Origin of the sequence: Solwaraspora sp. WMMA2101 (assembly GCF_049179175.1) — a bacterium.
Taxonomy (GTDB): Bacteria; Actinomycetota; Actinomycetes; order Mycobacteriales; family Micromonosporaceae; genus Micromonospora_E.
This window is the reverse complement of record NZ_JBMHMA010000006.1, coordinates 1178964-1203534: the sequence shown is the minus strand read 5'-3', so window position 1 is coordinate 1203534 and position 24571 is coordinate 1178964. Positions and strand designations below refer to the sequence as shown.

Here is a 24571-nt window from a genome sequence, read left to right as displayed (position 1 = left end):
GGTAGCCGACGGCGGACTGGAGGCGGGCGTGGCGCAGCGTAGGGCAGCGGAAGACATGGGTGCCAGCGTGCCCGGAGGTCCGGCATGACCGGGCTGGAGTGGGCGCTGTTCGCCATCGTCGTCCTGCTCGCCGGTGTCGTCTTCGCCGGCCTGGCCATCGGTGTGCGCACCCTGCGCCGACTCACTCTCACGGCGCCGCCGGCGCCGCCGGCCGAGGACGACCCGGCCTTCGTCGCCGCCCGGGACCGGCAGGAACAGTCGCTGGCCGCACTGCGTACCGCCGCCGACGAGGCCTCCTCCGCCGTCGAGCAGGCCAAGTCCGCCGCTGCGGCGGCCCGGACGGACGCCGCCGCCGCCAAGGCCGAGGCGATCGCCGCCCGCGCCGAAGCCCGGCGGGTGCTCGACGCGGCCCGCGCCGAGGCCGACACCATCCTGGAACGGGCACACCGGCAGGCCGAGTCCGAGGCCGAGCAGGTACGGGCGGCGGCCCGCCGTAGCGGCGAACGGGAGATCGCGATGCTCTCCCGTACCGTGAAGGAACAGTCGGTGGAGCTGGACCGTCGCACGCAGCGGATGGACGAGCGGGAACGGCTGCACGCCGAGGAGGCCGACCGGGTCGCCGAGCGGGACCGGCGGCTCAGCGCCACCGCCGCCGAGTTGGCGCAGCGCAAGGCCGCCCTGGTCGCCCGCGAGGCCGACCTGGCCGCCGCCGAGGAGCGGTGGCAGCGCGAACTGGAACGGGTCGCCGGGCTGACATCCGAGGCGGCCCGTGGCGAGCTCGTCGAGGCGATCGAGAGCCAGGCCAAACGGGAAGCGGCGATCCTGGTCCGCGACATCGAATCCGATGCCCGCGCCACCGCCGACCAGCGGGCCCGGCACATCGTGGTCGACGCCATCCAACGGGTGGCCAGTGAACAGACCGCCGAGAGCGTGGTCAGTGTGCTGCACCTGCCCGGCGACGAGATGAAGGGCCGCATCATCGGCCGCGAGGGGCGCAACATCCGGGCGTTCGAGTCCGTCACCGGGGTCAACCTCATCATCGACGACACACCGGAAGCCGTCCTGCTGTCCTGCTTCGACCCGGTGCGCCGGGAGATCGGCCGGCTGACCCTGGAGAAGCTGGTCCTCGACGGCCGGATCCACCCGCACCGGATCGAGGAGGTCTTCGACACCGCCCGCAGCGAGGTCGAGCAGCTGTGCCACCGCGCGGCCGAGGACGCCCTCGTCGACGTGGGTATCACCGAGATCCACCCGGAGCTGGTCACCCTCCTCGGTCGGCTGCGCTACCGCACCTCGTACGGCCAGAACGTGCTCAAGCACCTGGTCGAGACTGCCCACATCGCCGGAGTGATGGCCGCCGAGCTGCGGTTGGACGTGCCCCTGATCAAGCGCTGCGCGTTCCTGCACGACATCGGCAAGGCGCTGACCCACGAGGTCGAGGGCAGCCACGCGCTGATCGGCGCCGACGTCGCCCGCAAGTACGGGGAGACCGAGGACGTCGTCCACGCGATCGAGGCCCACCACAACGAGGTGCTGCCGCAGACCATCGAAGCGGTCCTCACCCAGGCTTCCGACGCCTGCTCCGGTGGGCGCCCGGGTGCCCGGCGAGAAAGCCTCGAAGCGTACGTCAAGCGGCTGGAGCGGATCGAGGAGATCGCCGCCGGCAAGGTCGGTGTCGAGAAGGTCTTCGCCATGCAGGCCGGCCGGGAGATCCGGGTGATGGTCAAGCCCGACGACGTCGACGACATCGGGGCGGCGGTGCTCGCCCGCGACGTGGCCAAGCAGGTCGAGGAGGAACTGACCTACCCGGGGCAGATCCGGGTCACGGTCGTCCGGGAGTCACGGGTCACCGAGATCGCCCGCTGACAACCCCGCCCTGTCCCGGCCCCCTACTCCCGCCCGCCCTTCCCTCGACGATCTTGCAGTTATCGAGAGCAAATGTCGCGTTTGTCCGTCAATAAGTGCAAGATCGCCGCGATCATGGGCAGGGGGCAGGGGGCAGGGGGCGGTCTCAGGGGGTGGGGGTGGCTGCCGCCGTCGCGCCACCGGCGGGGGTACCTGGCTGCTGGCCGGCCGCCGTCGTCGACGGTGGCGGCGCCGCCGGCGGAGTCGCGGCGGTACGCCGCCCCCTGGCCAGGGTTCGCTGAACGAACTCGGCCAGCTTGGACAGCGCGTAGTTGACCGCGATGAACAGCACCCCGATCACGATGTACACCTGGATAGGGTTGCGCAGGTTCTGGATGATCGTCCGGCCCATCAGCAGCGTCTCCTGGTAGCCGATGATGAAGCCCAGCGAGGTGTCCTTGAGCACCACGATCAGCTGGCTGATCAGCGCCGGCAGCATGATCCGGAACGCCTGTGGCAGCAGGATCATCCAGGTGGTCTGGAACGAGGTCAACCCGATCGCGGCGGCGGCCTCCCGCTGTCCCGAGGGCAGCCCCTCCATCCCGGAGCGCACGATCTCACCGATCACCACGCCGTTGTAGATCGTCAGGCCCAGCACCAGGTACGGCAGCATCTCGTGGCCGAACGGCAGGGTGATCTCCAGCCCCAGCTCCGGCAGGCCGCGCGCCACGAAGAAGATCGTGATGACCACCGGCAGGCCGCGGAACACCTCGACGCAGAACCGCGTCACCCCGTTGAGCACCCAGCTCGCCGCCCGTACCGCGATCGCCAGCGGGGCGGCGAGACCGACGAATCGGCGCCGCATCAGCGCCTTGAGCTGGATCCGCAGCACCGCCAGCGCGGTGCCGAACAGCAGCGACAGCACGATCGCCAGCCCTGCGGCGGTCAGCGTGGCCCGGATGCCCTGCCCGAGCAGCGACCAGACCTGGCTGAACACCTCGTTGCCGGGGTCGACCAGCGGACCCCACTTGTCCATGGTGAACTGGTCCCGGGCCGCGAGCGGCCGGTAGACCAGGAAGTACGCCGCGACGGCAGCCGCGACCGCCGACAGCACACTGACGATCAGGGTGACCAACCGGGCGCGTGGCCCGGGGGCGTCGTACAGCACGCTCTGCTGGCTCACGCTGCCCATCCTTCGCTCATGTGGCCCGGTCCCTGGTACGCGACCGTGGGCCGGCCGCCGTCGACGGTGCTCACCGGGCCACCGCCCGGCGGGCCTCGACCCGGTCGAGCAGCATCCCCAGCGGCACGGTCATGATCAGGAAGCCGATCGAGATGCCGACGAAGACCGGGATGATCGGCTCACCCAGCGCGCTGGTCAGGTTCTGCGCCGAGTTCGACAGGTCACCGACGACGCCGAAGAAGCCGGCGAGCGCCGAGTTCTTGATCATCGCGATGATCACGCTGCCGAGCGGAACGATCGCCGCCTTCCACGCCTGCGGCAGCACGACGTGCCGCAGGTTCTGGGTGAAGGTCAGCCCGATGGCCCGGGCGGCCTCGGCCTGCCCCGGCGGCACCGCGTTGATCCCGCTGCGCAGCGCCTCGCAGACGAACGCGCCGGTGTACACGCTGAGCGCGATCACCGCGAACCGGAAGTACGGCAGGTCGATGCCGAGCCGGCTGAAGATCGTGCTCAGCCCCGGAATCCGCAGAAAGTCGGCGTTGGAGCCGAGCGCAGGCAGGCCGAAGGCGGAGAAGAACATCACGATGGTCAGCGGCACGTTGCGGAAGACGGTGACGTACGCCCCGCCGAGCCAGCGCAGCGGTGGCACCGGGGAGATCCGCAGGATCGCGATGAACGTACCGATCAGCAGCGCGCCGGTCGCGGAGAGCACGCACAGCTGAAGGGTGAGCCAGAAACCTCCGACGAACACGTCGAAGTGGTCGACGAGCACTCTCACGCGGTGGACCCTTCCTGCGAAGCGTGCGCCGGGGTTGCCGGCCGGTGCCTGGCGGCCGACCCGGGGACCAAGGAGGCCCGGGCCGGCCGGTGCCGGGCGGCCGACCCGGGCCGAGATGGCCCCCGGGCCGGCCGCGATCGGTCAGGTGTGACCGGGTCGGTCGTCAGTAGCGGTCGACGGCCGGGCCGGTCGGGGTGTTGTCGTCGAACGCGCCCGCGGTGGACTCCCACGCCTGCGCGTACGAACCGTCCTCGTAGATCTTCTCCAGGGTGTCGTTGATGAAGTCGCGGAACGCGTCGTCACCCTTGGCGACCCCGATGCCGTACGGCTCCTCGGTGAACTGCTCACCGGCCAGCTTGAACTCGCCCTCGTTCTCGGCGATGAAGCCGAGCAGGATCACGTTGTCCGTGGTGACCGCGTCGACCTGACCGCCACGCAGCGCCTCGACGCACTTGTCGTAGACGTCGAAGAGCACCAGCTGCTCCCCGGCGTTGGCCAGGTACTCCTGAATGTTCTCCGCCGGGGTGGAGCCCTGCACCGAGCAGACCTTCTTGTCGCCGGCCTCGAACGACTCCGGTCCGGTGATCGAGTCGTCGTCGGCGCCGACCATGATGTGCTGGCCGGCGACGTAGTACGGGCCGGCGAAGTCGATCCGCTCCTTGCGGGCGTCGTTGATCGTGTAGGTGGCGACCACGATGTCGACTCGGCCCTGCTCGATGACCTCCTCGCGGACGGCCGACGGAGCCTCCACGTACTCGATGTCGTCGGCCTCGATGCCCAGCTCGGCCGCGATCAGCTTGGCGATCTCGACGTCGAAACCGGCCGGCTTGCCGTCGAGGCCGAGCAGGCCGAAGCCGGGCTGGTCGAACTTGGTGCCGACGGTGATCTTTCCGGCTTCGCTGAGCCGGGCCATGGTGGTGCCGGCCTCGAACGTCGGCGTCGCCACATCAGGGTTCTCACTGCCCGTACCGTCGCTGTTGTCGCCGCAGGCGGCCACGGACAGCGCCAGGGCGGCGGCGGCGGCTACCGCCGCTACACGTGACATACGCATTGCTCGGTGATCTCCTTTTCGATGGGAAGCCCGCCGGATCGCGGCCGACTCCACGATGGATGAAACATGTCCGGAAGCGGTGTCAGTGCGTGAGGATCTTCGACAGGAAGTCCTTGGCGCGGTCACTACGCGGGTTGGCGAAGAACTCCGTCGGCGGGGCGTCCTCGACCAGTTGGCCGTCGGCCATGAAGATCACCCGGTTCGCGGCGTGCCGGGCGAAGCCCATCTCGTGGGTGACGACGACCATCGTCATCCCCTCCGCCGCGAGTGAGGTCATCACGTCCAGCACCTCGCCGACCATCTCCGGGTCGAGGGCACTGGTCGGCTCGTCGAACAGCATCGCCTTCGGCTGCATCGCCAACGCCCGGGCGATCGCCGCCCGCTGCTGCTGGCCGCCGGAGAGCTGCGCCGGATACTTGTCGGCCTGGTTGGCGATGCCGACCCGGTCGAGCAACTGCAGGGCACGTTCCCGGACCGTCGCCGACTTCTCCCGGCGCACCTTGACCGGACCGAGCGTGACGTTCTCCAGGATCGTCTTGTGCGCGAAGAGGTTGAACGACTGGAACACCATGCCGACCTCGCTGCGCAGCCGGGCCAACGCGCGGCCCTCGGCCGGCAGCGGTCGACCGTCGAACAGGATCGTGCCGGAGTTGATCGGCTCCAGCCGGTTGATCGCCCGGCACAGCGTGGACTTGCCGGAACCCGACGGGCCGATCACCACCACGACCTCGCCCCGGTGGACCGACAGGTCGACATCGTCGAGGACGTGCAGCGGGCCGAACCACTTGTTGACCCCACTGAGCACGATGAGAGGTTCACTGGTCGTCACCGTCGAGCTCCGTCCTGTCATGCACCGTCCCCTGTGCCGGCGATCGGCGAGGCCACCTCACGACCGTCCCGCCACTTTAGGCGGGGCTGTGTGTCGGAAGGCAACTCGAATGGTCACGGAGCGATAACACACGCCGCGTAGTCGCGGCCGCCCCGGCAACATGATCGTATGGCGATTGCACCGTTTCGCGCCGCGCTGTGGAACTGGTCCGTTGACGGGCCGCTCACCCCCGGTCAGATTCGAGCCGGCCTCACGGCCGTACTGGGCCGGCCGGTGGTCGCGCTCAGTGACGCCGTCGCGGACCAGTTCCCCGACGACGCGGTGCTCTGCGACGTCTGGCAGGGCGCCGGGGAGTTCCCGGTGACGGTCGACTGCTACGCCGCCCCGGCGGAACTGTCCGAAACCCGGGTGCTCGCCGCGTTCGCCCGCCGGGTACGCCGGCGCTGTGTGCTGCCCGACGACACCCTCGACCCCAGCCGGCACCTGCTGATCTCGCCGGACGGCACGATGCGCCCGGTGCACCTGGACATCCAGCCGACCAGCTACGGCGACCAGCGCGGCAACCTGCGCCCGTGCAGCCTCGTCGACCCCGGCTGTCACAACGGCGTGTCCTGCGGCGCGTCCCGCTGGGGACCGGACTCGGTGGTGCCGGCCCGGGCGGCTGCCTGAGCGTGACACCGGTGCCGCGGCGGCGGCTACGCTGTCCCCTGTCATGACTACCAGCGCAGCACACGCCCGCCACCCGCGTACCTACCAGGTGCGCACCTACGGTTGCCAGATGAACGTGCACGACTCCGAACGGATCTCCGGCCTGCTGGAATCGGCCGGCTATGTCCGGGCGGGGGAGTCCGACGACCCAGACGTCGTCGTCTTCAACACCTGCGCGGTGCGGGAGAACGCCGACAACCGGCTGTACGGAAACCTCGGCCATCTGCGGCCGGTCAAGGACGCGCACCCGCAGATGCAGATCGCCGTCGGCGGCTGCCTGGCGCAGAAGGACCGCAGCGAGATCGTCCGCCGCGCCCCCTGGGTCGACGTCGTCTTCGGTACGCACAACATCGGCGCCCTGCCGGCGCTGCTCGACCGGGCCCGGCACAACGCCACCGCCGAGGTGGAGATCCTCGAATCCCTGGAGGTCTTCCCCTCCACCCTGCCGGCGCGTCGGGAGTCGACCTACGCCGGCTGGGTGTCCATCTCGGTCGGCTGCAACAACACCTGCACCTTCTGCATCGTGCCGTCGCTGCGTGGCCGGGAGAAGGACCGCCGCCCCGGCGACGTTCTCGCCGAGGTGCGGGCGCTGGTCGCCGAGGGCGTGCTGGAGGTGACGCTGCTCGGGCAGAACGTCAACTCCTACGGTGTGGAGTTCGGTGACCGGTTCGCGTTCGGCAAACTGCTGCGCGCCTGCGGCGAGGTCGACGGGCTGGAACGGGTCCGGTTCACCAGCCCGCACCCGAAGGACTTCACCGACGACGTGATCGCCGCGATGGCCGAGACCGCCAACGTCTGCCATTCGCTGCACATGCCGCTGCAGTCCGGATCCGACGCGGTGCTGCGGGCGATGCGCCGGTCGTACCGCGCCGAGCGTTATCTCGGCATCATCGACAAGGTCCGCGCCGCGATGCCGGACGCGGCGATCACCACGGACATCATCGTCGGGTTCCCCGGGGAGACCGAGGAGGACTTCGAGCGAACCCTCGAGGTGGTCCGGGCCGCCCGGTTCGCCTCGGCGTTCACCTTCCAGTACTCGAAACGCCCCGGTACGCCGGCGGCGGCGCTGCCCGACCAGTTGCCGAAGGCAGTGGTGCAGCAGCGGTACGAGCGACTGATCGCCTGCCTGGAGGAGATCACCTGGGCGGAGAACCGCCGGCTGGTCGGCCAACGCGTGGAGGTCCTCGTCGCGGTCGGCGAGGGACGCAAGGACGAGCGCACCGGCCGGCTCTCCGGGCGGGCCCGGGACGGTCGACTGGTGCACTTCGACGCCGGTTCACTCGCCGGCCTGATCCGTCCCGGCGACATCGTCGAGACCGTGGTCAGCTACGCCGCGCCGCATCACCTCAACGCCGACGGCGAGCCGGTCGCGCACCGCCGGACCCGGGCCGGTGACGCGTACGAAGCGGGCCGTGCGCCGCGTACCGCCGGTGGCGTGCTGCTGGGTCTGCCGACGATCGGTGCACCGCCGCCGGCCCCGGTCACCGCCTCGGCCTGCGACCGCTGAGCCCGTCGCCTGAAAGCCTCCGCCTGATGTCCGACGGCGGACGCGCCGCCTCCCGGCCGCACGATGCGGCCGGGAGGCGGACGTCATCGGGTCAGAGACCGATCTTTCCGGTGCCGGCGCCGTTCGTGACGACGGACTTGACCTGGCTGGCGCTGGTCAGCGAGTACGAGTACGGGATGCTCGCCACGCTCCCGGAGGTTTCCGGGGTGCCGGAGTTGACAAAGTGGTTGTTGCGGGCGACGAGCGTGCCCGGGCCCGAGCTGGCGTAGCCCACGTGGGTCGGGTCGTCGACGTTCTCGAAGTAGTTGCCCTCGACGAGCACGCCGGCACCCATGGTGGAGGCGACGCCGTAGTCGTTGTCGTAGTAGTAGTTGTTGAACACGTGCACCGGGTTGCCGAAGCGGACCCGCGGGTGCCGGGAACCGGAGCCGTCGAACCAGTTGTGGTGGTAGGTCACCCGCAAATGACCGCGGTCCTGGCTGGCGTTGTTGTCCGAGTGGCCGAGCAGCATCGACTTGCCGTGGTTGAAGACGCGGTTCCACGACACCGTGATGTAGTCGGAACCGCGCTTGATGTCCACGGCTCCGTCGTACCCGTTGGTGAAGCTGTTGTGGTCGACCCAGACGTTGGTGGATTCGGTCTGGACGTTGATGGCGTCGTCGTTCCAGTTGCGGAAGTTGATGTTGCGGATGATCACGTTCCGTTGGTTGCTGATGTTGAATCCGCAGCCGGAGATCGTGGCCGAGGAGCCGATGCCGACGATCGTCTTGTTGCTACCGACGTTCAGCATGCCGGAGCAGGAGATCGTGCCGGAGACGCGGATGACGGCGGAGCCGGATCCGCTGATCGCCGAGGACAACGCCGACGAGCTGGTGACGGTGGTCGGGGAGGCGTTGCCGCCGCCAGTGGTGCCACCGTTCTGAGTGGCCCAGCCAACCAGGCCGGTCGGCGTCTGTCCGGGTGGTGGGGTGGTCGGGTTGGGCGGTGGGGTGGTCGGGTTGGGCGGTGGGGTGGTCGGACTGGTGCCACCGTTGCAGGCCACCCCGTTCAGACTGAAGTTGCTCGGCACCGGGTTCGACGAGTTCCACGAGCCGTTGAAGCCGAACGAAACGCTTGCGTTCGAGGCGAGGTTGCCGTTGTAGCTCACGTTGCGGGCGGTGACCGAGCTTCCGCTCTGCGAGATTTCGGCGTTCCACGCCTGAGTGATCTGCTGGCCCGAGTTGAAGGTCCACTGCAGTGACCAGGACGACATCGAGTCGCCGAGATTGGTGAGGACGACGTTGCCGGTGAAGCCACCCTGCCATTGGGAGGCGACCGAGTAGTCTACTCGGCAACCGGTGGCGGCGTGGGCGGTGGTTGCGCTGACGACCGTGGCTGCCCCGGTCAGGGCAACAGCCGCGATCGCACTGGTGATCAGCGCGGTGGGGCGCCGTACTACGTGCATTGTGGGATCTCCTTACGCATAGGCGGGTGCGTTGCCGGTGGGAAGGAGCCAGCCCGGTTGGCTCGGTTGTGTAGCGCCGACGGCGCGTCCTGCCATGGGGAATGGAAGGATGGCTTTCCCCGTTGGACGATGTGGGGAAGCGCTTTCCTAGCAAAACATAGACCTACACAGATGTCAAAGGGAGGTTGAGCGGAGACCGGGCGGGGACGATCCGCCTGCCTGGTCCGCAAACCGACGACGTCGACCAGTGCACAGGACGCACCGGCCGTCGGCCGCTGCTGTTGATCGCGGCCGACGGCATCGAGGCGCATCCGCCGTTCGAGGGGGAACGGGGATCGGCGTCAAGCGAGTCGGTGATCGTCGACGGGCGACGATGCTGGGGCTATCTGGCCTGCTCCGCGAGGGCGAGGAACTGTCGCTTGCCGGCGAGGGCCTTCTCCGCTTCGCGGATCCGCTTCGCGTCACCGGCGGCCCGGGCGCGGGCCAGCCGCTGCTCGGCCTCGGCGACCTGTTCACGCATCTGGGTCAGCAGCGGGTTGGCCGACGGCTCGGTCCGCCGCCAGGCCGAGTCCATCGCCTCGCGTACCCGGTCCTCGACGGCCCGCAGCCGACGGTCCAGGCCGGCCTGGGACTCGCGCGGTACCCGCCCGATGTCGTGCCACTGGCCCTGCGCCTCGCGCAGCTTCGCCTGCGCGGTACGCGGATCCGCGTCGACGTCGATGGCTTCCAACTCGGTCAGCAGCGCCTGCTTGCGCTCCAGGTTGGCGCGCTGCTCGGCGTCGCGGGCCGAGAAGACCTCGCTGCGGCGGGTGAAGAAGGCGTCCTGCGCGGCCCGGAACCGTTCCCACAGCTTCTGCTCGGCCTCCTTCGACGCGCGGGGGGCCGCCTTCCACTGGACCATCAGCTCCTTGAGCCGGTTCGCGGTGGCCGCCCAGTCGGTCGACTCGGCCAACGACTCCGCCTCGGCGACCAACTCGCTCTTGGCGGTCTGGGCCTGCTTGCGCTGGGAGTCGAGGGTCGCGAAGTGGGCACCCCGGCGGCGGGTGAACCCGTCCCGGGCGGCGGCGAACCGCTTCCACAACTCGCCGTCGGCCTTCTTGTCGACGCCCCGGATGGTCTTCCACTCGTCGAGGATCTCCTTGAAGCGGTCCCCGGCGGTCTTCCAGCCGGTCGACTCGGCGGCCAGCTTCTCCGCCTCTTCGACCAGCGCGGTCTTGCGGGCCAACGCCTCGGCGCGGGCCGCGTCGCGGGCCACCTTGGCCTGTGCCGCCTTCTCCTCGGCGAGTGCGGTGAGCTTGTCCAGCCGCTCCGCGAGCGCGTCGAGGTCGCCGACCACGTGGGCCTCGGCGAGTGAGCCCCGCAATCGCCGGATCGTGCTGAGCGAATGCGTCGCGTCTGCGGCGCCGGACTGTAGCCGGGCCTCCGTCAGATCGACCTCGGTCACCAGATCGGCGAACCGGCGGGCGAAGTGCGCCAGCCCTTCCTCGGGCGCTCCCGCTTGCCAGGAACCGACCGCGCGCTCTCCTTCGGAGGTCTTGACGTAGACCGTGCCGTCCGCATCAACCCGTCCGAAGGAAGTCCAGTCGCTCATGTGCCCATCCTCGTTCTCCCGGCGCCACAAGATCGAGATCTCTCGATGGACGCCGCCACGGCGCAGTTAGATTGCGGGTAAGTTTCCCCCGCGCATTGTCACAGGTCCAACCCTGTCCGCGTCGAGCGCCTGTCGCCGACCGTGACCATACGGTGTCCTTGTCCGGGGTCGACCCGGCAGTCGTACCCGAACGGGCCGAATTGCGGCACCGACAGTCACTGTCCGATTGCTCAATGCCATGTCGGATCCCGGCTACCGTAGGCCGGTGCCGATGATCCACGCCGCCTTCTGCCCACAGCCGCCGGTGATCGTTCCCGAGGGCGCGGGGCGGGCGGCCGGCGAGCTCGACGCGTTGCGCGCCGCCGCCGACACCGCCGTACGCGAACTGCTCGCCTGCCCGGTCGACCGGATCGTGGTGATCGGCGGTCAGGATCCCGGCCCGGCCCAGGCCCCGGCCTCGGCGGCCGATGCGGCCCCGACGCTCCCGACCTCCTCGCCGGCCTGGCCGGTGTACCGACCGCCGGTGCGGGCCAGCTTCCGGCCCTACGGCATACCGGCCGACGTGGACCTGCCCGCCCGGCCGACCCGGGCGGCGACCGGTTCCGCTGCGGCGACCGGGTCCGCTGCGGCGCGATCCGGTCGCCGGTTGCCGCTGAGCCTGACCGTCGCCGCCTGGCTGCTGGCCCGCAACGGCTTCGACGGCGGCCGGCACACCATCGAGCTGGTCGCGGTGCCGGACGAGGCGTCGGCGGCCGACTGCCGCCGGTTCGGCCAGCACCTCGCCGCCGACCCCACCGCCTGGGCGGCCCTGGTGATGGGGGACGGCTCGGCGTGCCGGGGGGCCGCCGCCCCCGGGTACCACGACGAGCGTGCCGAACCCTTCGACGACCGGGTGGGTACGGCGCTGGCCGGTGCCGACCACCGCGCGTTGGCGGCGCTCGACCCGCAGGTCGCCGCCGAACTGCGGGTCGCCGGCCGCGCGGCCTGGCAGGTGACCGCCGGCGCGGCCGCCGGGTCGACCGCCGGGTGGGCGGGCCGACTGCACTGGTACGCCGCTCCCTACGGGGTGGCGTACTTTGTGGCCTCGTGGCAGCACACGTGACCGACCAGGACCGCCCCGGCCACGGCCCGGACCCGACGGCGCGGGCCGGCCGGGTCGTGGCAATCGTCGGCCCGACCGCAGCCGGCAAGTCCGCGCTGAGCATCGCGCTCGCCCAGGCACTGGACGCCGAAGTGGTCAACGCCGACTCGATGCAGCTCTACCAGGGCCTGGACATCGGCACCGCGAAACTCACCCCGGACGAACGGGCCGGCGTGCCCCACCACCTGCTGGACATCTGGCCGGTCACCGTGGCCGCCAGCGTCGCCGAGTACCAGCGGCTGGCCAGAACGGCGATCGACGACATCCACCGCCGTGGGCGACTTCCGCTGCTGGTCGGCGGCTCCGGCCTGTACGTCCGGGCGGTCCTGGAGAAGTTCGACTTCCCCGGCACCGACCCGGCGCTGCGCGACCAGCTCGAAAGCGAACTGGCGACCCTGGGCCCGGCGCCGCTGCACGCCCGACTCGCCGCCGCCGACCCGGCAGCCGCCGCCGCCATCTCGCCGAGCAACGGTCGGCGGATCGTCCGCGCGCTCGAAGTGGTCGAGCTGACCGGCCGCCCGTTCACCGCCGCCCTGCCGGACCCGGTGCCCTACTACGACGCGGTGCAGCTCGGGGTGGACCTGCCCACCGACGAACTCGACGAGCGGATCGCCCGCCGGGTCGACCGGATGTGGGCCGACGGCCTGGTCGCCGAAACCGAGGCGCTGGTCCGGCAGGGCCTGCGGCAGGGCCGCACGGCCAGCCGGGCACTCGGCTACCAGCAGGTGCTCCGGATGCTCGACGGCGTCTACGAAGAGCCGCAGGCCCGGACGGAGACGGTGCGGGCGACCCGGCGCTTCGTCCGCCGCCAGCGCACCTGGTTCCGCCGGGACCCTCGGGTGCACTGGCTGACCGGTACGGTCGCGGACCTCACCGACGTCGCCCGTACGGTGCTGACCGGCGTCGGCTGACCCGCGCCGTACGGTGCTGACCGGCGTCGGCTGACCCGCGCCGTAGGGGTCAGTGCGCGGCGGTCGTCGGCTGCTGCTCGACCAGCGCCGGCCCGGCCTGCACCAGCGTGGCGGGGCCGCCGCCGGTCGCCTGACCCCCGTCGGTGGCCGCCACCGGACTCCCGCCGCCGGCACCGTCGTCGGTCACCGCCGCCGCCGGTACGGCGGCCGCCTGCTGGGCCGCCGCCCGCACCGCGGCCGCCACCGCCGGCGCGACCCGGGGGTCGAAGACGCTCGGCACGATCACCGTCGGGTTGATCCGGTCCTCGCCGACGACGTCCGCGATCGCCCGCGCCGCCGCCAACGCCATGTCGTCGGTGAACGACTCCGCGTGGGCGTCCAGCATGCCCCGGAACACCCCGGGGAAGGCGAGCACGTTGTTGATCTGGTTCGGCTGGTCGGACCGCCCCGTCGCGACGACGGCCGCGTACTTGCGGGCCTCGCGCGGGTCCACCTCGGGGTCCGGGTTCGCCAGTGCGAACACGATCGAGTCGGGGGCCATCGTCGCGATGTCGTCACCGGTCAGCAGGTTGGGCGCGCTCACCCCGATGAACACGTCGGCGCCCCGCAGCGCGCCGGGCAGGTCACCGGCGTAGCCGGTGACGTTGGTGTGCTCGGCCAGCCACTGCCAGGTCGGGTTCAGCCCGGACAGCCCCCGGTGCAGCGCACCGGGACGGTCGTAGGCGATGACGTCACCGACTCCTTGGCGCAGCAGCAGCTTGATGATCGCCGTACCGGCGGCACCCGCCCCGGACACCACCACCCGTACGTCGCCGAGCTGCTTGCCGACCACCCGCAGCGCGTTGGTCAGCGCGGCCAGCACGCAGATCGCGGTCCCGTGCTGGTCGTCGTGGAACACCGGGATGTCCAGCAGCTCACGTAGCTTCGACTCGATCTCGAAGCAGCGCGGCGCGGCGATGTCCTCCAGGTTGATGCCGCCGTAGCCCGGCGCGATCGCCCGGACGATCGACACGATCTCGTCCGGATCCTGGGTGTCGAGCACCACCGGCCACGCGTCGACGTCACCGAACCGCTTGAACAGCGCGGCCTTGCCCTCCATCACCGGCAGCGCCGCGGCCGGGCCGAGGTTGCCCAGTCCGAGGACCGCCGACCCGTCGGTGACGACCGCCACCGTGTTCCGTTTGATGGTCAACCGGCGGGCGTCGGCCGGATTGTCGGCGATCGCCAGACAGACCCGGGCCACGCCCGGCGTGTACGCCCGGGACAGTTCGTCCCGGTTGCGCAGCGACACCTTCGGCGACACCTCGATCTTGCCGCCCAGATGCAGCAGGAACGTCCGGTCCGACACCTTGCGGACCTCGACGCCGTCGAGTGCCTCCAGCTCCTTGACCACGTCGTCGGCGTGCGCCGAGTCCGCCGTGTCACAGGTCAGGTCGACGACCACGCTGACCGGATCGGAGTCGACCACGTCGAGCGCGGTCACGATCGCCCCCGCCTCGCCGACACAGGTCGTCAGCCGGCCGATCGCCGACGCGTCCGCGGGGATGCTGATCCGGATGGTGATGGAGAAGCCGGCGCTGGGCAGGCGGGTGGTCGCCACGGGTTCCCTCCGTCGTTGGTGGGTGCGGCCGGGCCGGGCCGCCCGACCATTCTTGCGCGCGATCCGGCACGGCGGCGGTGCGGGCGAAGCGTACGGCGTGGCGACCCGGCCTGACCGCCCGCCCCGGCCCGGCCCGGTACATGGACGGTCCGGTACATGGACGGTCCGGCACATGGACGGCCCGGCACGGATCAGCGGGTCGCCGCTGGGTAAGCCCCTGTCGGTCGGAACCGGCAGCGCCGACGGGTGCGAATTGTAGGTGCGTCCCGGCCGCCCGCGTGTCACGATCGATACCTGAGGAGGCAACTTTTGCGTACTTATCGTGCCGACGAGGTCGTGCACCCGTCGTTCGCCCCGCCGACCGTCGACGACGCGGCGGCACCCGAGACCGCCGACACCGCCGGCGAGCTGGAACTCGCCGACCGGCACGCGCTGCGCCGGGTGGCCGGGCTCTCCACCGAACTCACCGACATCACCGAGGTGGAGTACCGCCAGCTCCGGCTGGAACGCGTGGTGCTGGTGGGAGTCTGGGACGCCGGTACCGTCGTCGACGCGGAGAACTCGCTCACCGAGCTGGCCGCGCTCGCCGAGACCGCCGGTTCCCAGGTGCTCGAGGGCCTGATCCAGCGCCGCGACCGCCCCGATCCCGCCACCTACGTCGGTCGCGGAAAAGTCGGCGAGCTGGGCGACGTCGTGCTGGCCACCGGGGCGGACACCGTCATCTGCGACGGTGAGTTGTCCCCGTCGCAACTGCGCAACCTGGAACAGTCCGTCAAGGTCAAGGTGATCGACCGGACGGCGCTCATCCTGGACATCTTCGCCCAGCACGCCAAGAGCAAGGAAGGTAAGGCCCAGGTCGAGCTGGCCCAGCTGGAGTACCTGCTGCCCCGGCTGCGCGGCTGGGGCGAGACGCTGTCGCGGCAGACCGGTGGTAGCGGTCGCGGCGGCGGCGCCGGCGGCGGCGTGGGTCTGCGCGGCCCCGGTGAGACCAAGCTGGAGACCGACCGGCGCCGGATCCGGACCCGGATCGCCCGCCTGCGGCGGGAGATCAAAGGCATGCGGACGGTACGCGAGACCAAACGTGCCCGCCGTACCCGCAACGCCGTTCCGGCGGTGGCGATCGCCGGCTACACCAACGCCGGCAAGTCCAGTCTGCTCAACCGGATCACCGGTGCCGGGGTCCTCGTCGAGGACGCCCTGTTCGCCACCCTCGATCCGACCACCCGCCGGGCGCACACCGCAGACGGCCGCGTCTACACGCTCTCCGACACCGTCGGCTTCGTCCGGCACCTGCCGCACCAGATCGTCGAGGCGTTCCGGTCCACCCTCGAGGAGGTCGCCGAGGCGGACCTGGTGGTGCACGTCGTCGACGGCGCGCACCCGGACCCGCAGGAGCAGGTACGGGCGGTGCGCGAGGTGCTCTCCGAGGTCGGTGCCGACCGTCGCCCCGAGCTGCTGGTCGTCAACAAGATCGACGCCGCCAGCGAAGAGGAGCTGCTGCGGCTCAAGCGGCTGTGGCCCGACGCCGTCTTCGTCTCCGCCCGGCAGGCCCGGGGGATCGAGGACCTGCGGGCCGCGATCGAGCAGCGGCTGCCCCGTCCGTCTGTGCAGGTCCGCGTCGTCCTGCCGTACCACCGGGGTGACCTTGTCTCGCGGGTGCACCACCGCGGCGAGGTGCTCGCCACCGCCCACACCGGTGCCGGTACGCTGCTGCACGCCCGGGTCGACGACGCGCTCGCCGCCGAACTGCAACCATTCCTTGCCGACGATGAGTGACTTTCTTGATGACGTCCAGTGATTGATCACTGTGTAACACCAGCGCTGAGGTCGGCGTGCGACACTCGTCGGATGCGTCGGTTTCTCACCCCGGCCGCGGTCCTCGGCGGGCTGCTCGCGACCTACGTCGCACTGCCGGCCGGTCCCGCCCTGGCTCTGCCCGCGCAGGACCCGGCCGGCGCACCGGCGGCCGGCGAACGGGTCTGCGAGATCACCGACGAGCGGCTGCGGGAGCTGTCCGGTCTGGTCGCCACCGCCGACGGCTACGTCGTCGTCAACGACGGCACCGAGGTCGACCGCAACGAGCGGATCTTCTTTCTCGACTCGTCCTGCGAGGTCGACGACACGGTCGCCTACCCGTCCCGGCCGCTGGACCCGGAGGACCTCGCGCTCTCCCCGGACGGGCAGACGCTCTGGATCGCCGACATCGGCGACAACCCGACCAACGACGAACGTCGGGAACGCATCGCCCTGTGGTCGTTGCCGGTGGACGGCTCCGACCAGCCGGTGATCCACCGGGTGAGTTACCCGGACGGCCCGCACGACGCCGAGGCACTGCTGATCGGCCCCGACGGCGTCCCGCTGATCATCACCAAGGAGACCGGGCCCGCCGGCATCTACCGGCCGGTCGAGCAGTTGCGCAGCAACAACGACGACCCGGTGCCGATGGAGAAGGTCGGCGAGCTCGAACTTCCCCGTACCGCCACGCCCAACCTCTTCGCCGCCGCTGGGCGGCTCACCGTCACCGGGGCGGCCCGCTCCCCGGACGGCACCCGCGTCGTCATCCGCACGTACGCCGACGCCTTCGAATGGGACGTGCCCGCCGACGGTGACCTGGTCGCCATCCTGACCGGCGAGGAACCCCGGGCCACCGCGCTCGCCGACGAGTTCGGCGAAGCGATCGCCTACACCCCGGACGGCACCAGCTTCGTCACCGTCTCCGACGTCGCCACCCTCGACGAGGACACCCCGGTGGAGATCCTGCGCTACACGCCGAGCACCGAGGTCGCCGCCGAGGTCGCCGCCGACGGCGACGACGGGCAGGAGGGCCCGTCCTGGCTCAACCGGATCACCCTTCAGGACATCAACTATCTGATCGCGTCCGTCGGCGTACTCGGTGCCCTGCTCGTCGGGGTCGGCATCTACGGCATCGTCCGGGCCCGCCGCCGGGTGCGCCGCAACGGCGCCCGGGAGACCGTCCGGGCCGACCGCGACGACGACGGCGATTCGGCGTACGCCAGTGACAACCTGGTCAGCGGCGCGTACGCCAGCGGTGCGCTGGGCAGCGGTGCGGTGCCCACCGGCGCGGCCGGCGGGGCGAAGTCCGGCGGCGTCTACGGCGCTGCCAGGCCTGTCGCCGGGGCCGCCCGACCGCCGGCGGCCGGCGGACCGCCCCCCGTCGCCGGGGCCGCTCCCCGGGGCGGCGGCGGTGTCTATGGCGGGCAGAAGCCGTCCGGCGGCGTCTACGGCGGCGGTCCCGCCGCGCCGCGTCGGGAATCGGGCGGCTACCGCGCCGCCGGGGTGGTCGACTCGGGCGCGGTCTACGGCGCGGCCACGCCGGCTCCGCCACCCCCGCCGGCCCGGCCCGGCGGCGGAGTGTACGGCGGTGGCCGGTCCGCCGGCGGCAGCGACGTCGGTGGCGACTACCCCGGAGAGGGCTATCCGGCGGACCGCTACGACCAGCCCCGGGCCGGCGGCCGCCCGCCCGAGCGTGGCCGCGGCGGGCGGGACGCCGGAGTCTACGGGCGACCCGCCGCCGACCACCCCGACGACTGACGGGCCGCCGGGCGTCCAACCGGCTGACCGGGGCTGCCGTGGTGACGCGGCGGCGTCAGACCCGGCGCAGCACCGCCACGACCCGACCCATGATCGTCGCTTCGTCGCCAGGGATCGGATCGAACGCCGCGTTGTGCGGCATCAGCCACACGTGGCCGTCGCGTCGCCGGTAGGTCTTCACCGTGGCCTCGCCGTCGATCATCGCCGCGACGATCTCACCCGAGTCGGCGGTCGGCTGCTGACGCACCACGACCCAGTCCCCGTCACAGATCGCGGCGTCGATCATCGAGTCGCCCTTGACCTGCAGCATGAACACCTCGCCCTCGCCGACCAGCTCACGCGGCAACGGGAAGACGTCCTCCACCGCCTGCTCCGCCAGGATCGGACCACCGGCCGCGATCCGGCCCAGCATCGGCACGTACGCCGGTGCCGGCCGGGAGGCCCGCGCCGCCTCGTCGTCGGCGACCTCGGCCGGCGGCCGCACGTCCACCGCCCGTGGCCGGTTCGGATCCCGCCGCAGGAAGCCCTTCCGCTCCAACTCCTTGAGCTGGTACGCCACGCTCGACGGGGAGACCAGGCCGACGGCCTCGCCGATCTCCCGCACGCTCGGCGGGTAGCCGTGCCGGTCGACCCAGGTCCGGATGAACTCCAGGATCCGGCGTTGCCGGGCGGTCAGTTCGCTGGTGGCCGGGTCGGGGAAGGAACTGACCACCGAGGTCACCGCCCGCAGTCGTGCCTCGCCCGACCGGCTGGCGCGCCCCGCACGCACCGATGCGCCCGCGTTGGCTGTCGTCGCGGCACCCTTGCCGGCGCTCTGCCGGGGCGATCCGGTCCTGTCGTCGGTCGACACGTGCGTCCCTTCCCCTGCCGCCTCAGATTCCGCTGAGCCGGCGTACCGTCGGTGTTGACCATGACCGTAGTCAGAGAATCGGCCCGGTTCAAACATCTGTACGAGGTGCGTCGGCGTGTCGTGTCGGCGTTCGGTGCGGCGCACCGCGATTCTATCGTACTCATGTTCTAATGACGTGCCCCTGGTGGTGCTGTCACGCTCCTGCCGGTAACCCTCGGCCGTGGTCGGGTGTTGGCAGAGTGACGACGCGCCGAGGTGTGCCGGTCAACTTGACCGGACCCCGGTTGCGGAATACCGTCGACCCCAACATCTAGTAGTTACAAGGGCGTAAGTCGTCTACAGGTTGGGTTCATCGTCGGGAGCGACACTCCCCGCGAGTGGACCTCACGTACCCGCGTGGCGGTGCGGGCGACGACCACCCGGTAGCGACCACACCCGGCCCCACGGAAAGGACCTCGGCATGCGTTGCCCGTACTGCCGGCACGCCGACTCGCGCGTGGTCGACTCCCGTGAGGCCGACGACGGTCAGCTCATCCGCCGCCGCCGCTCCTGCCCGGAGTGCGGCAAGCGGTTCACCACGGTCGAGGAGGCGGTCCTGGCCGTGGTCAAGCGCAGCGGCGTCACCGAACCGTTCAGCCGGTCCAAGATCATGGGCGGGGTACGCAAGGCGTGTCAGGGCCGTCCGGTGGACGACGACGCCATCGCCCTGCTGGCGCAGAAGGTCGAGGAGACCGTCCGCGCCAAGGGCGCCGCCGAGATCCCCAGCCACGACGTCGGTCTGGCGATCCTCGGCCCGCTGCGCGAACTCGACGAGGTGGCGTACCTGCGGTTCGCCAGCGTCTACCGGTCCTTCGACTCCCTCGACGACTTCGAGCGCGAGATCGACACGCTGCGGGCCGCGGCCCAGGCGCGGGCCGCCGGCGCGGACCCGGTGGCGGCCGGAGCCGGGCCCGGCTGACCGGGCCGAGGTGGCCCGGCTGACTGCCGGGCCGCGACCGGCCGTGCACCAACAGGGCGTACGCCCTCCCTCGCCGGACCAGGCGCGGGCGGGGCGCGAAAAAGCTGGACAGCACAGACGGAAACGAACGCGTGGCACGACGCTGCGCGAGAGCCTGAGGGGGCGATCAGATGGCGGGGGATGGTGTGACCGCGAAAACAGGCGGTAGCGGTGGTAGTGGCACGGCCCGGGCCAACGGCAAGGCGGGCACCGGCGCGGCGGCCAACGGCAACGGTCGGGTGCGGGCCAAGGCGGCCGGCACCGGCGGGCTCACCGTCGAACGGGTCTGGACCACCGAGGGTGTCCACCCGTACGACGAGGTGACCTGGCAGCGCCGCGACGTGGTGATGACCAACTGGCGGGACGGCTCGATCAACTTCGAGCAGCGTGGCGTGGAGTTCCCGGAGACCTGGAGCGTCAACGCGGCGAACATCGTCACCACCAAGTACTTCCGGGGGGCGGTGGGGACCCCGCAGCGGGAGTGGTCGCTCAGGCAGTTGATCGACCGGGTGGTGCAGACCTACCGGGCCGCCGGCGAGCAGCACGGCTACTTCGCCACCGGCGCCGACGCCGAGATCTTCGAGCATGAGCTGACCTGGATGCTGCTGCACCAGGTGTTCAGCTTCAACTCGCCGGTCTGGTTCAACGTCGGCACGGCCTCCCCGCAGCAGGTATCAGCGTGTTTCATCCTTTCTGTGGATGATTCGATGGATTCCATCCTCGATTGGTACAAAGAGGAGGGGCTGATCTTCAAGGGTGGCTCCGGCTCCGGCGTCAACCTGTCCCGGATCCGCTCCTCCAAGGAGTTGCTCTCCAGCGGTGGCACCGCCTCCGGCCCGGTCAGCTTCATGCGCGGCGCCGACGCCTCGGCCGGCACCATCAAGTCCGGTGGCGCCACCCGCCGGGCCGCCAAGATGGTCATCCTCGACGTCGACCACCCGGACATCGAGGAGTTCGTCCTCACCAAGGCCCGCGAGGAGAACAAGATCCGGGCGTTGCGCGACGCCGGGTTCGACATGGACCTCGGTGGCGCGGACATCGTCAGCGTCCAGTACCAGAACGCCAACAACTCGGTCCGGGTCTCCGACGAGTTCATGCGGGCGTACGAGGACGGTGGCAGCTTCGACCTGCGCGGTCGGCTCGACGGCTCGGTGATCGACACCATCGACGCCAAGAAGCTGTTCGGGACCATTTCGCAGGCGGCCTGGGAATGCGCCGACCCGGGTCTGCAGTACGACGACACCATCAACGACTGGCACACCTGCCCGGAGAGCGGACGCATCACCGCGTCCAATCCTTGCTTCACTGGCGACACCCTGGTCCACACCGACAAGGGCCTGATCCGGTTCGACGCACTCGTGGACCGGAGCCGGCAGGGCGAATCGTTCGGTGTCTACACCCACGACGCCACCAACCCGGATGCCCCCGCCGACCAGGTCGTGCTGACCCGTCCCAAAGCGGTCATGATCACCGGGACGAACGAGATCACCCGGCTCGAGTTCAGCAACGGCATGGTGCTGCGCTGCACCCCGAATCACCGGATCTGGACCACCAACCGGGGGTACGTCGAGGCCAAGGACCTCACCCCGGACGACCAGATCCTGCCGCTCAACCAGCCCACCCCGGCGACCGCCGCGTCCTGGGAGTTCCGCATGCGCGCGGACGCCAGTGTGTCACCCGGCGACGTCGTCCCGACCAAGTGGCAACGCGAGTCCCGACTGCCGGAGAAGTGGACCGAGGACTTCGCCCACCTGCTCGGCTGGCTGGTCGGCGACGGCTCAGTCCGGGAAGGCACCCCGGGCGTACGCGGCAACGGACCCGGTGCCAGCTGGGTCTACAGCCAGTCCGACCCGGAGGCGATCATCGAGCGGCACCAGAGTGTGCTGGAGAGCATCGTCGGCCTGCGATTCGATCCGGTGCAGATGCCCAATGGCACCCTGCAACTACGCAGCAACCGTACTGCCGTCGTCGAGTTCCTGACCGGGCTCGGCGTGAGCACCGCCCGCGCCGTGGACAAGCGGCTGCCGTCGTCGGTGCTGGAGGCGCCGCCCGAGATCCAGGCCGCCTTCCTACGCGGGCTGTTCGACGCGGACGGCTGCGCCGCCGAAACCGCCAACGGCACCCGTTACGTCGGGCTCGGCGCGGTCTCGATCGAACTGCTCCGCGAGGCGCAGCGTCTGCTGAGCGGGTTCGGCATCGGCAGCCGGATCTACGCCACCCGCAAGGCCGGTGACACCACCTTCCGGTACACCACGAACAGTGGCGACGAGCGCGAGTACCACGGCAAGCAGCTCTACGACCTGCGGATCAGCGGGGAGAACATCGGCCTGTTCGCCAGCCGGATCGGGTTCGACCACCAGGCCAAGGCCCAGCGGGTGGCCCATTGGCTCGAGCAGCACCGGTTCTACCGCACGGATCAGACGGCGAGGTTGGTCAGCCGTGAGTTCGACGGTTTCGAGACCACCTACAACCTGTCCGAGCCGCGCAACCACTCGTACATCGCCAACGGCGTGGTCGTCCGGAACTGCTCGGAATACCTTCATTTGGACAATTCTTCGTGCAATCTTGCGTCGCTGAATCTGATGAAGTTCCTGCGAGCCGACGGCGGCTTCGAGGTCGAGAAGTTCGTCCGCTCCGTCGAGTTCGTCATCACCGCGATGGACATCTCCATCTGCTTCGCCGACTTCCCGACCGAGAAGATCGGTGAGACCACCCGGGCCTACCGGCAGCTCGGCATCGGCTACGCCAACCTCGGCGCCCTGCTGATGGCCTCCGGAATGCCGTACGACTCGGAGGCCGGCCGGTCCTACGCCGCCGCCATCACGTCGGTGATGACCGGTACGGCGTACCGCCGCTCGGCCGAACTCGCCGGCGTCGTCGGCGCCTACGACGGCTACGCCCGCAACGCCGAGGGCCACAAGCGGGTGATGCGCAAGCACGCCGCCGCCAGTGACGAGATCCGCCCGACCGGACCGGTGGCAACCGCCCTGGCCCGCGAAGCGGCTCGGCAGTGGGAGATGGGCAACAAGCTCGGCGAGAAGAACGGCTGGCGCAATTCGCAGGCAAGTGTGCTCGCGCCCACCGGGACCATCGGTCTGATGATGGACTGCGACACCACCGGGGTGGAGCCGGACCTGGCGCTGGTCAAGTTCAAGAAGCTGGTCGGCGGCGGCTCGATGCAGATCGTCAACCAGACGGTGCCCCGGGCGCTGCGTAGTCTCGGCTACCCGGAGGAGCAGGTCGAGGCGATCGTCGAGCACATCGCCGACAACGGTCACGTGGTGGACGCACCGGGTCTGCGGACCGAGCACTACCCGGTGTTCGACTGCGCGATGGGGGAGCGGTCGATCGCGCCGATGGGGCACGTGCGGATGATGGCGGCGGTGCAGCCGTTCATCTCCGGGGCGATCTCCAAGACGGTCAACATGCCGGAGGCGGCGACCGTCGCCGACGTCGAGAAGATCTACTACGAGGGCTGGAAGCTGGGCCTCAAGGCGCTGGCGATCTACCGGGACAACTGCAAGGTGGGTCAGCCGCTGTCGGTGGCAAAGAGCGACAAGGCCACCCAGGCGGCTACCGCCGAGCAGACCGCCGCCGTCGAGAAGATCGTCGAGAAGGTCGTCGAGTACCGGCCGGTGCGCAAGCGGCTGCCGAAGAAGCGCCCGTCGGAGACGGTGTCGTTCTCGGTCGGCGGTGCCGAGGGCTACCTGACCGCGTCGTCCTACCCGGACGACGGCCTCGGCGAGGTCTTCCTGAAGATGTCGAAGCAGGGTTCCACGCTGGCCGGGGTGATGGACGCCTTCTCGGTGGCCATCTCGATCGGCCTGCAGTACGGCGTACCGCTGGAGACCTTCGTCGCGAAGTTCACCAACATGCGCTTCGAGCCGGCCGGCATGACCGACGACCCGGACGTGCGGATGGCGGCGTCGGTGATGGACTACATCTTCCGTCGCCTGGCGTTGGACTTCCTGCCCTACGACCGTCGCGCCGAGCTGGGCATCTTCACCGCCGCCGAGCGGACCGCGCAGATGCGGGCCGAGGCGGAGGCGGAGAGCGCGGCGTCGGAGCTGTCGGCGATGGCGGTGTCCGCGCCGGTCGAGCCGAAGCACCCGGAGGCGCCGGCCCCGTCGTCAGTCGAGCCGGTCAGCGGTACGGCGGACGCGCCGGCCGCCGCCGCCCCGGCGCCGGCCTCGGTGCATTCGTCGACGGAGCTGCTTGAGGCGGTGATCGGCAAGGCTGCCGACGCGCCGCTCTGCTTCACCTGCGGGACGAAGATGCGCCCGGCGGGTAGCTGCTACGTCTGCGAAGGCTGCGGATCCACGTCCGGCTGCAGCTGACACCAGTGGACACCGGAGGGGTTCGGCCAGCAGGTCGGACCCCTCCGGTGTGTCCGGTGACCATGGTCGCGGTGCCGGTCCTGAGTCGAGGCGGCTGATATCGTGCCGCTCGTGACTGATGAAGCGGCCCGGTCAGGGCAGCAGTGGCCGGGCGGTGGGCAGGGGCCCGGCGAGCCCGTCCAGCCGGGTCACGCAGGCCAGCCGGTCCAGCCGGGTCAACCTGGACATCCGGTCCAGCCGGCCCAGC

At 70.6% G+C, this 24571-nt stretch carries 16 protein-coding genes and 2 pseudogenes; 10 read left to right on the top strand and 8 right to left on the bottom strand.

Annotation, left to right across the window (positions count from 1 at the left end; genetic code table 11):
* The first annotated feature begins 84 nt into the window (after positions 1 to 84).
* Complete coding sequence (rny, locus tag ACN28F_RS06010) at positions 85 to 1866, top strand: ribonuclease Y (protein WP_289207083.1); 1782 nt, start codon at positions 85 to 87, stop codon at positions 1864 to 1866.
* Positions 1867 to 2011: 145 nt separating this feature from the next.
* On the opposite strand, the gene ACN28F_RS06005 is transcribed toward rny, so the two are convergent.
* From ACN28F_RS06005 to ACN28F_RS05990, 4 genes are all read right to left on the bottom strand, one after another.
* The gene (locus ACN28F_RS06005) at positions 2012 to 3028 is read right to left on the bottom strand and encodes an amino acid ABC transporter permease (RefSeq protein ID WP_421357187.1); all 1017 of its coding nucleotides are present in this window, start codon (positions 3026 to 3028) and stop codon (positions 2012 to 2014) included.
* Between the two features lie 70 nt (positions 3029 to 3098).
* Positions 3099 to 3806, bottom strand: a complete 708-nt coding sequence (locus ACN28F_RS06000; protein WP_289207081.1) for an amino acid ABC transporter permease — start codon at positions 3804 to 3806, stop codon at positions 3099 to 3101.
* A 163-nt stretch (positions 3807 to 3969) separates the two neighbouring features.
* Entirely contained in the window at positions 3970 to 4857 is an 888-nt protein-coding gene (locus tag ACN28F_RS05995) for a glutamate ABC transporter substrate-binding protein (protein ID WP_289207080.1), read from the bottom strand.
* An 82-nt stretch (positions 4858 to 4939) separates the two neighbouring features.
* Positions 4940 to 5707, bottom strand: coding sequence for an amino acid ABC transporter ATP-binding protein (locus ACN28F_RS05990; protein ID WP_421357186.1), 768 nt, complete (start codon positions 5705 to 5707; stop codon positions 4940 to 4942).
* A gap of 147 nt (positions 5708 to 5854) precedes the next feature.
* On the opposite strand from ACN28F_RS05990, the gene ACN28F_RS05985 reads away from it, so the two are divergent.
* Together ACN28F_RS05985 and miaB are read left to right on the top strand one after the other, a co-directional pair.
* Positions 5855 to 6355 (top strand): hypothetical protein, encoded by a 501-nt coding sequence (locus tag ACN28F_RS05985; protein ID WP_421357185.1) that lies wholly within the window; start codon positions 5855 to 5857, stop codon positions 6353 to 6355.
* A gap of 43 nt (positions 6356 to 6398) precedes the next feature.
* A complete protein-coding gene (gene miaB / locus ACN28F_RS05980) occupies positions 6399 to 7901 on the top strand; it encodes a tRNA (N6-isopentenyl adenosine(37)-C2)-methylthiotransferase MiaB (protein ID WP_421357184.1) in 1503 nt (500 codons plus the stop codon).
* A gap of 91 nt (positions 7902 to 7992) precedes the next feature.
* Here the strand turns inward: miaB and ACN28F_RS05975 are convergent, their stop codons facing one another.
* The gene (locus ACN28F_RS05975) at positions 7993 to 9345 is read right to left on the bottom strand and encodes a cellulose binding domain-containing protein (protein ID WP_289207076.1); all 1353 of its coding nucleotides are present in this window, start codon (positions 9343 to 9345) and stop codon (positions 7993 to 7995) included.
* Between the two features lie 382 nt (positions 9346 to 9727).
* Positions 9728 to 10936 carry a DUF349 domain-containing protein gene (locus ACN28F_RS05970; protein WP_289207075.1) on the bottom strand — a complete coding sequence of 403 codons (1209 nt, stop codon included), beginning with the start codon at positions 10934 to 10936 and terminating at the stop codon, positions 9728 to 9730.
* A 271-nt stretch (positions 10937 to 11207) separates the two neighbouring features.
* Between ACN28F_RS05970 and ACN28F_RS05965 the strand changes: the two genes are divergently transcribed.
* Complete coding sequence (locus ACN28F_RS05965; protein ID WP_289211040.1) at positions 11208 to 12038, top strand: hypothetical protein; 831 nt, start codon at positions 11208 to 11210, stop codon at positions 12036 to 12038.
* Positions 12023 to 12988, top strand: a complete 966-nt coding sequence (gene miaA, locus ACN28F_RS05960) for a tRNA (adenosine(37)-N6)-dimethylallyltransferase MiaA (RefSeq protein ID WP_289207074.1) — start codon at positions 12023 to 12025, stop codon at positions 12986 to 12988. The genes ACN28F_RS05965 and miaA overlap by 16 nt, the downstream gene beginning before the upstream one ends.
* 175 nt (positions 12989 to 13163) lie before the next feature.
* On the opposite strand, the pseudogene ACN28F_RS05955 reads toward miaA, so the two are convergent.
* A pseudogene (locus ACN28F_RS05955) lies at positions 13164 to 14588 on the bottom strand (NAD-dependent malic enzyme); the annotation flags it as partial.
* Positions 14589 to 14924: 336 nt separating this feature from the next.
* On the opposite strand from ACN28F_RS05955, the gene hflX reads away from it, so the two are divergent.
* Complete coding sequence (gene hflX, locus ACN28F_RS05950; RefSeq protein WP_421361282.1) at positions 14925 to 16364, top strand: GTPase HflX; 1440 nt, start codon at positions 14925 to 14927, stop codon at positions 16362 to 16364.
* 72 nt (positions 16365 to 16436) lie between these two features.
* On the top strand, positions 16437 to 18140 hold the full coding sequence (locus ACN28F_RS05945; protein WP_289207073.1) for a hypothetical protein: 1704 nt from the start codon (positions 16437 to 16439) through the stop codon (positions 18138 to 18140).
* 55 nt (positions 18141 to 18195) lie between these two features.
* On the opposite strand, the gene lexA is transcribed toward ACN28F_RS05945, so the two are convergent.
* Positions 18196 to 18990 carry a transcriptional repressor LexA gene (gene lexA / locus ACN28F_RS05940; protein WP_421357183.1) on the bottom strand — a complete coding sequence of 265 codons (795 nt, stop codon included), beginning with the start codon at positions 18988 to 18990 and terminating at the stop codon, positions 18196 to 18198.
* Between the two features lie 460 nt (positions 18991 to 19450).
* On the opposite strand from lexA, the gene nrdR reads away from it, so the two are divergent.
* From nrdR to ACN28F_RS05925, 3 genes and pseudogenes are all read left to right on the top strand, one after another.
* Positions 19451 to 19948, top strand: coding sequence for a transcriptional regulator NrdR (gene nrdR, locus ACN28F_RS05935; protein WP_282226347.1), 498 nt, complete (start codon positions 19451 to 19453; stop codon positions 19946 to 19948).
* Between the two features lie 170 nt (positions 19949 to 20118).
* Positions 20119 to 20589 (top strand): annotated as a pseudogene (locus ACN28F_RS05930) (hypothetical protein); the annotation flags it as partial.
* The gene (locus tag ACN28F_RS05925) at positions 20587 to 24324 is read left to right on the top strand and encodes a vitamin B12-dependent ribonucleotide reductase (protein ID WP_353850583.1); all 3738 of its coding nucleotides are present in this window, start codon (positions 20587 to 20589) and stop codon (positions 24322 to 24324) included. The pseudogene ACN28F_RS05930 and the gene ACN28F_RS05925, both read left to right, overlap by 3 nt.
* Positions 24325 to 24571 lie beyond the last annotated feature (247 nt).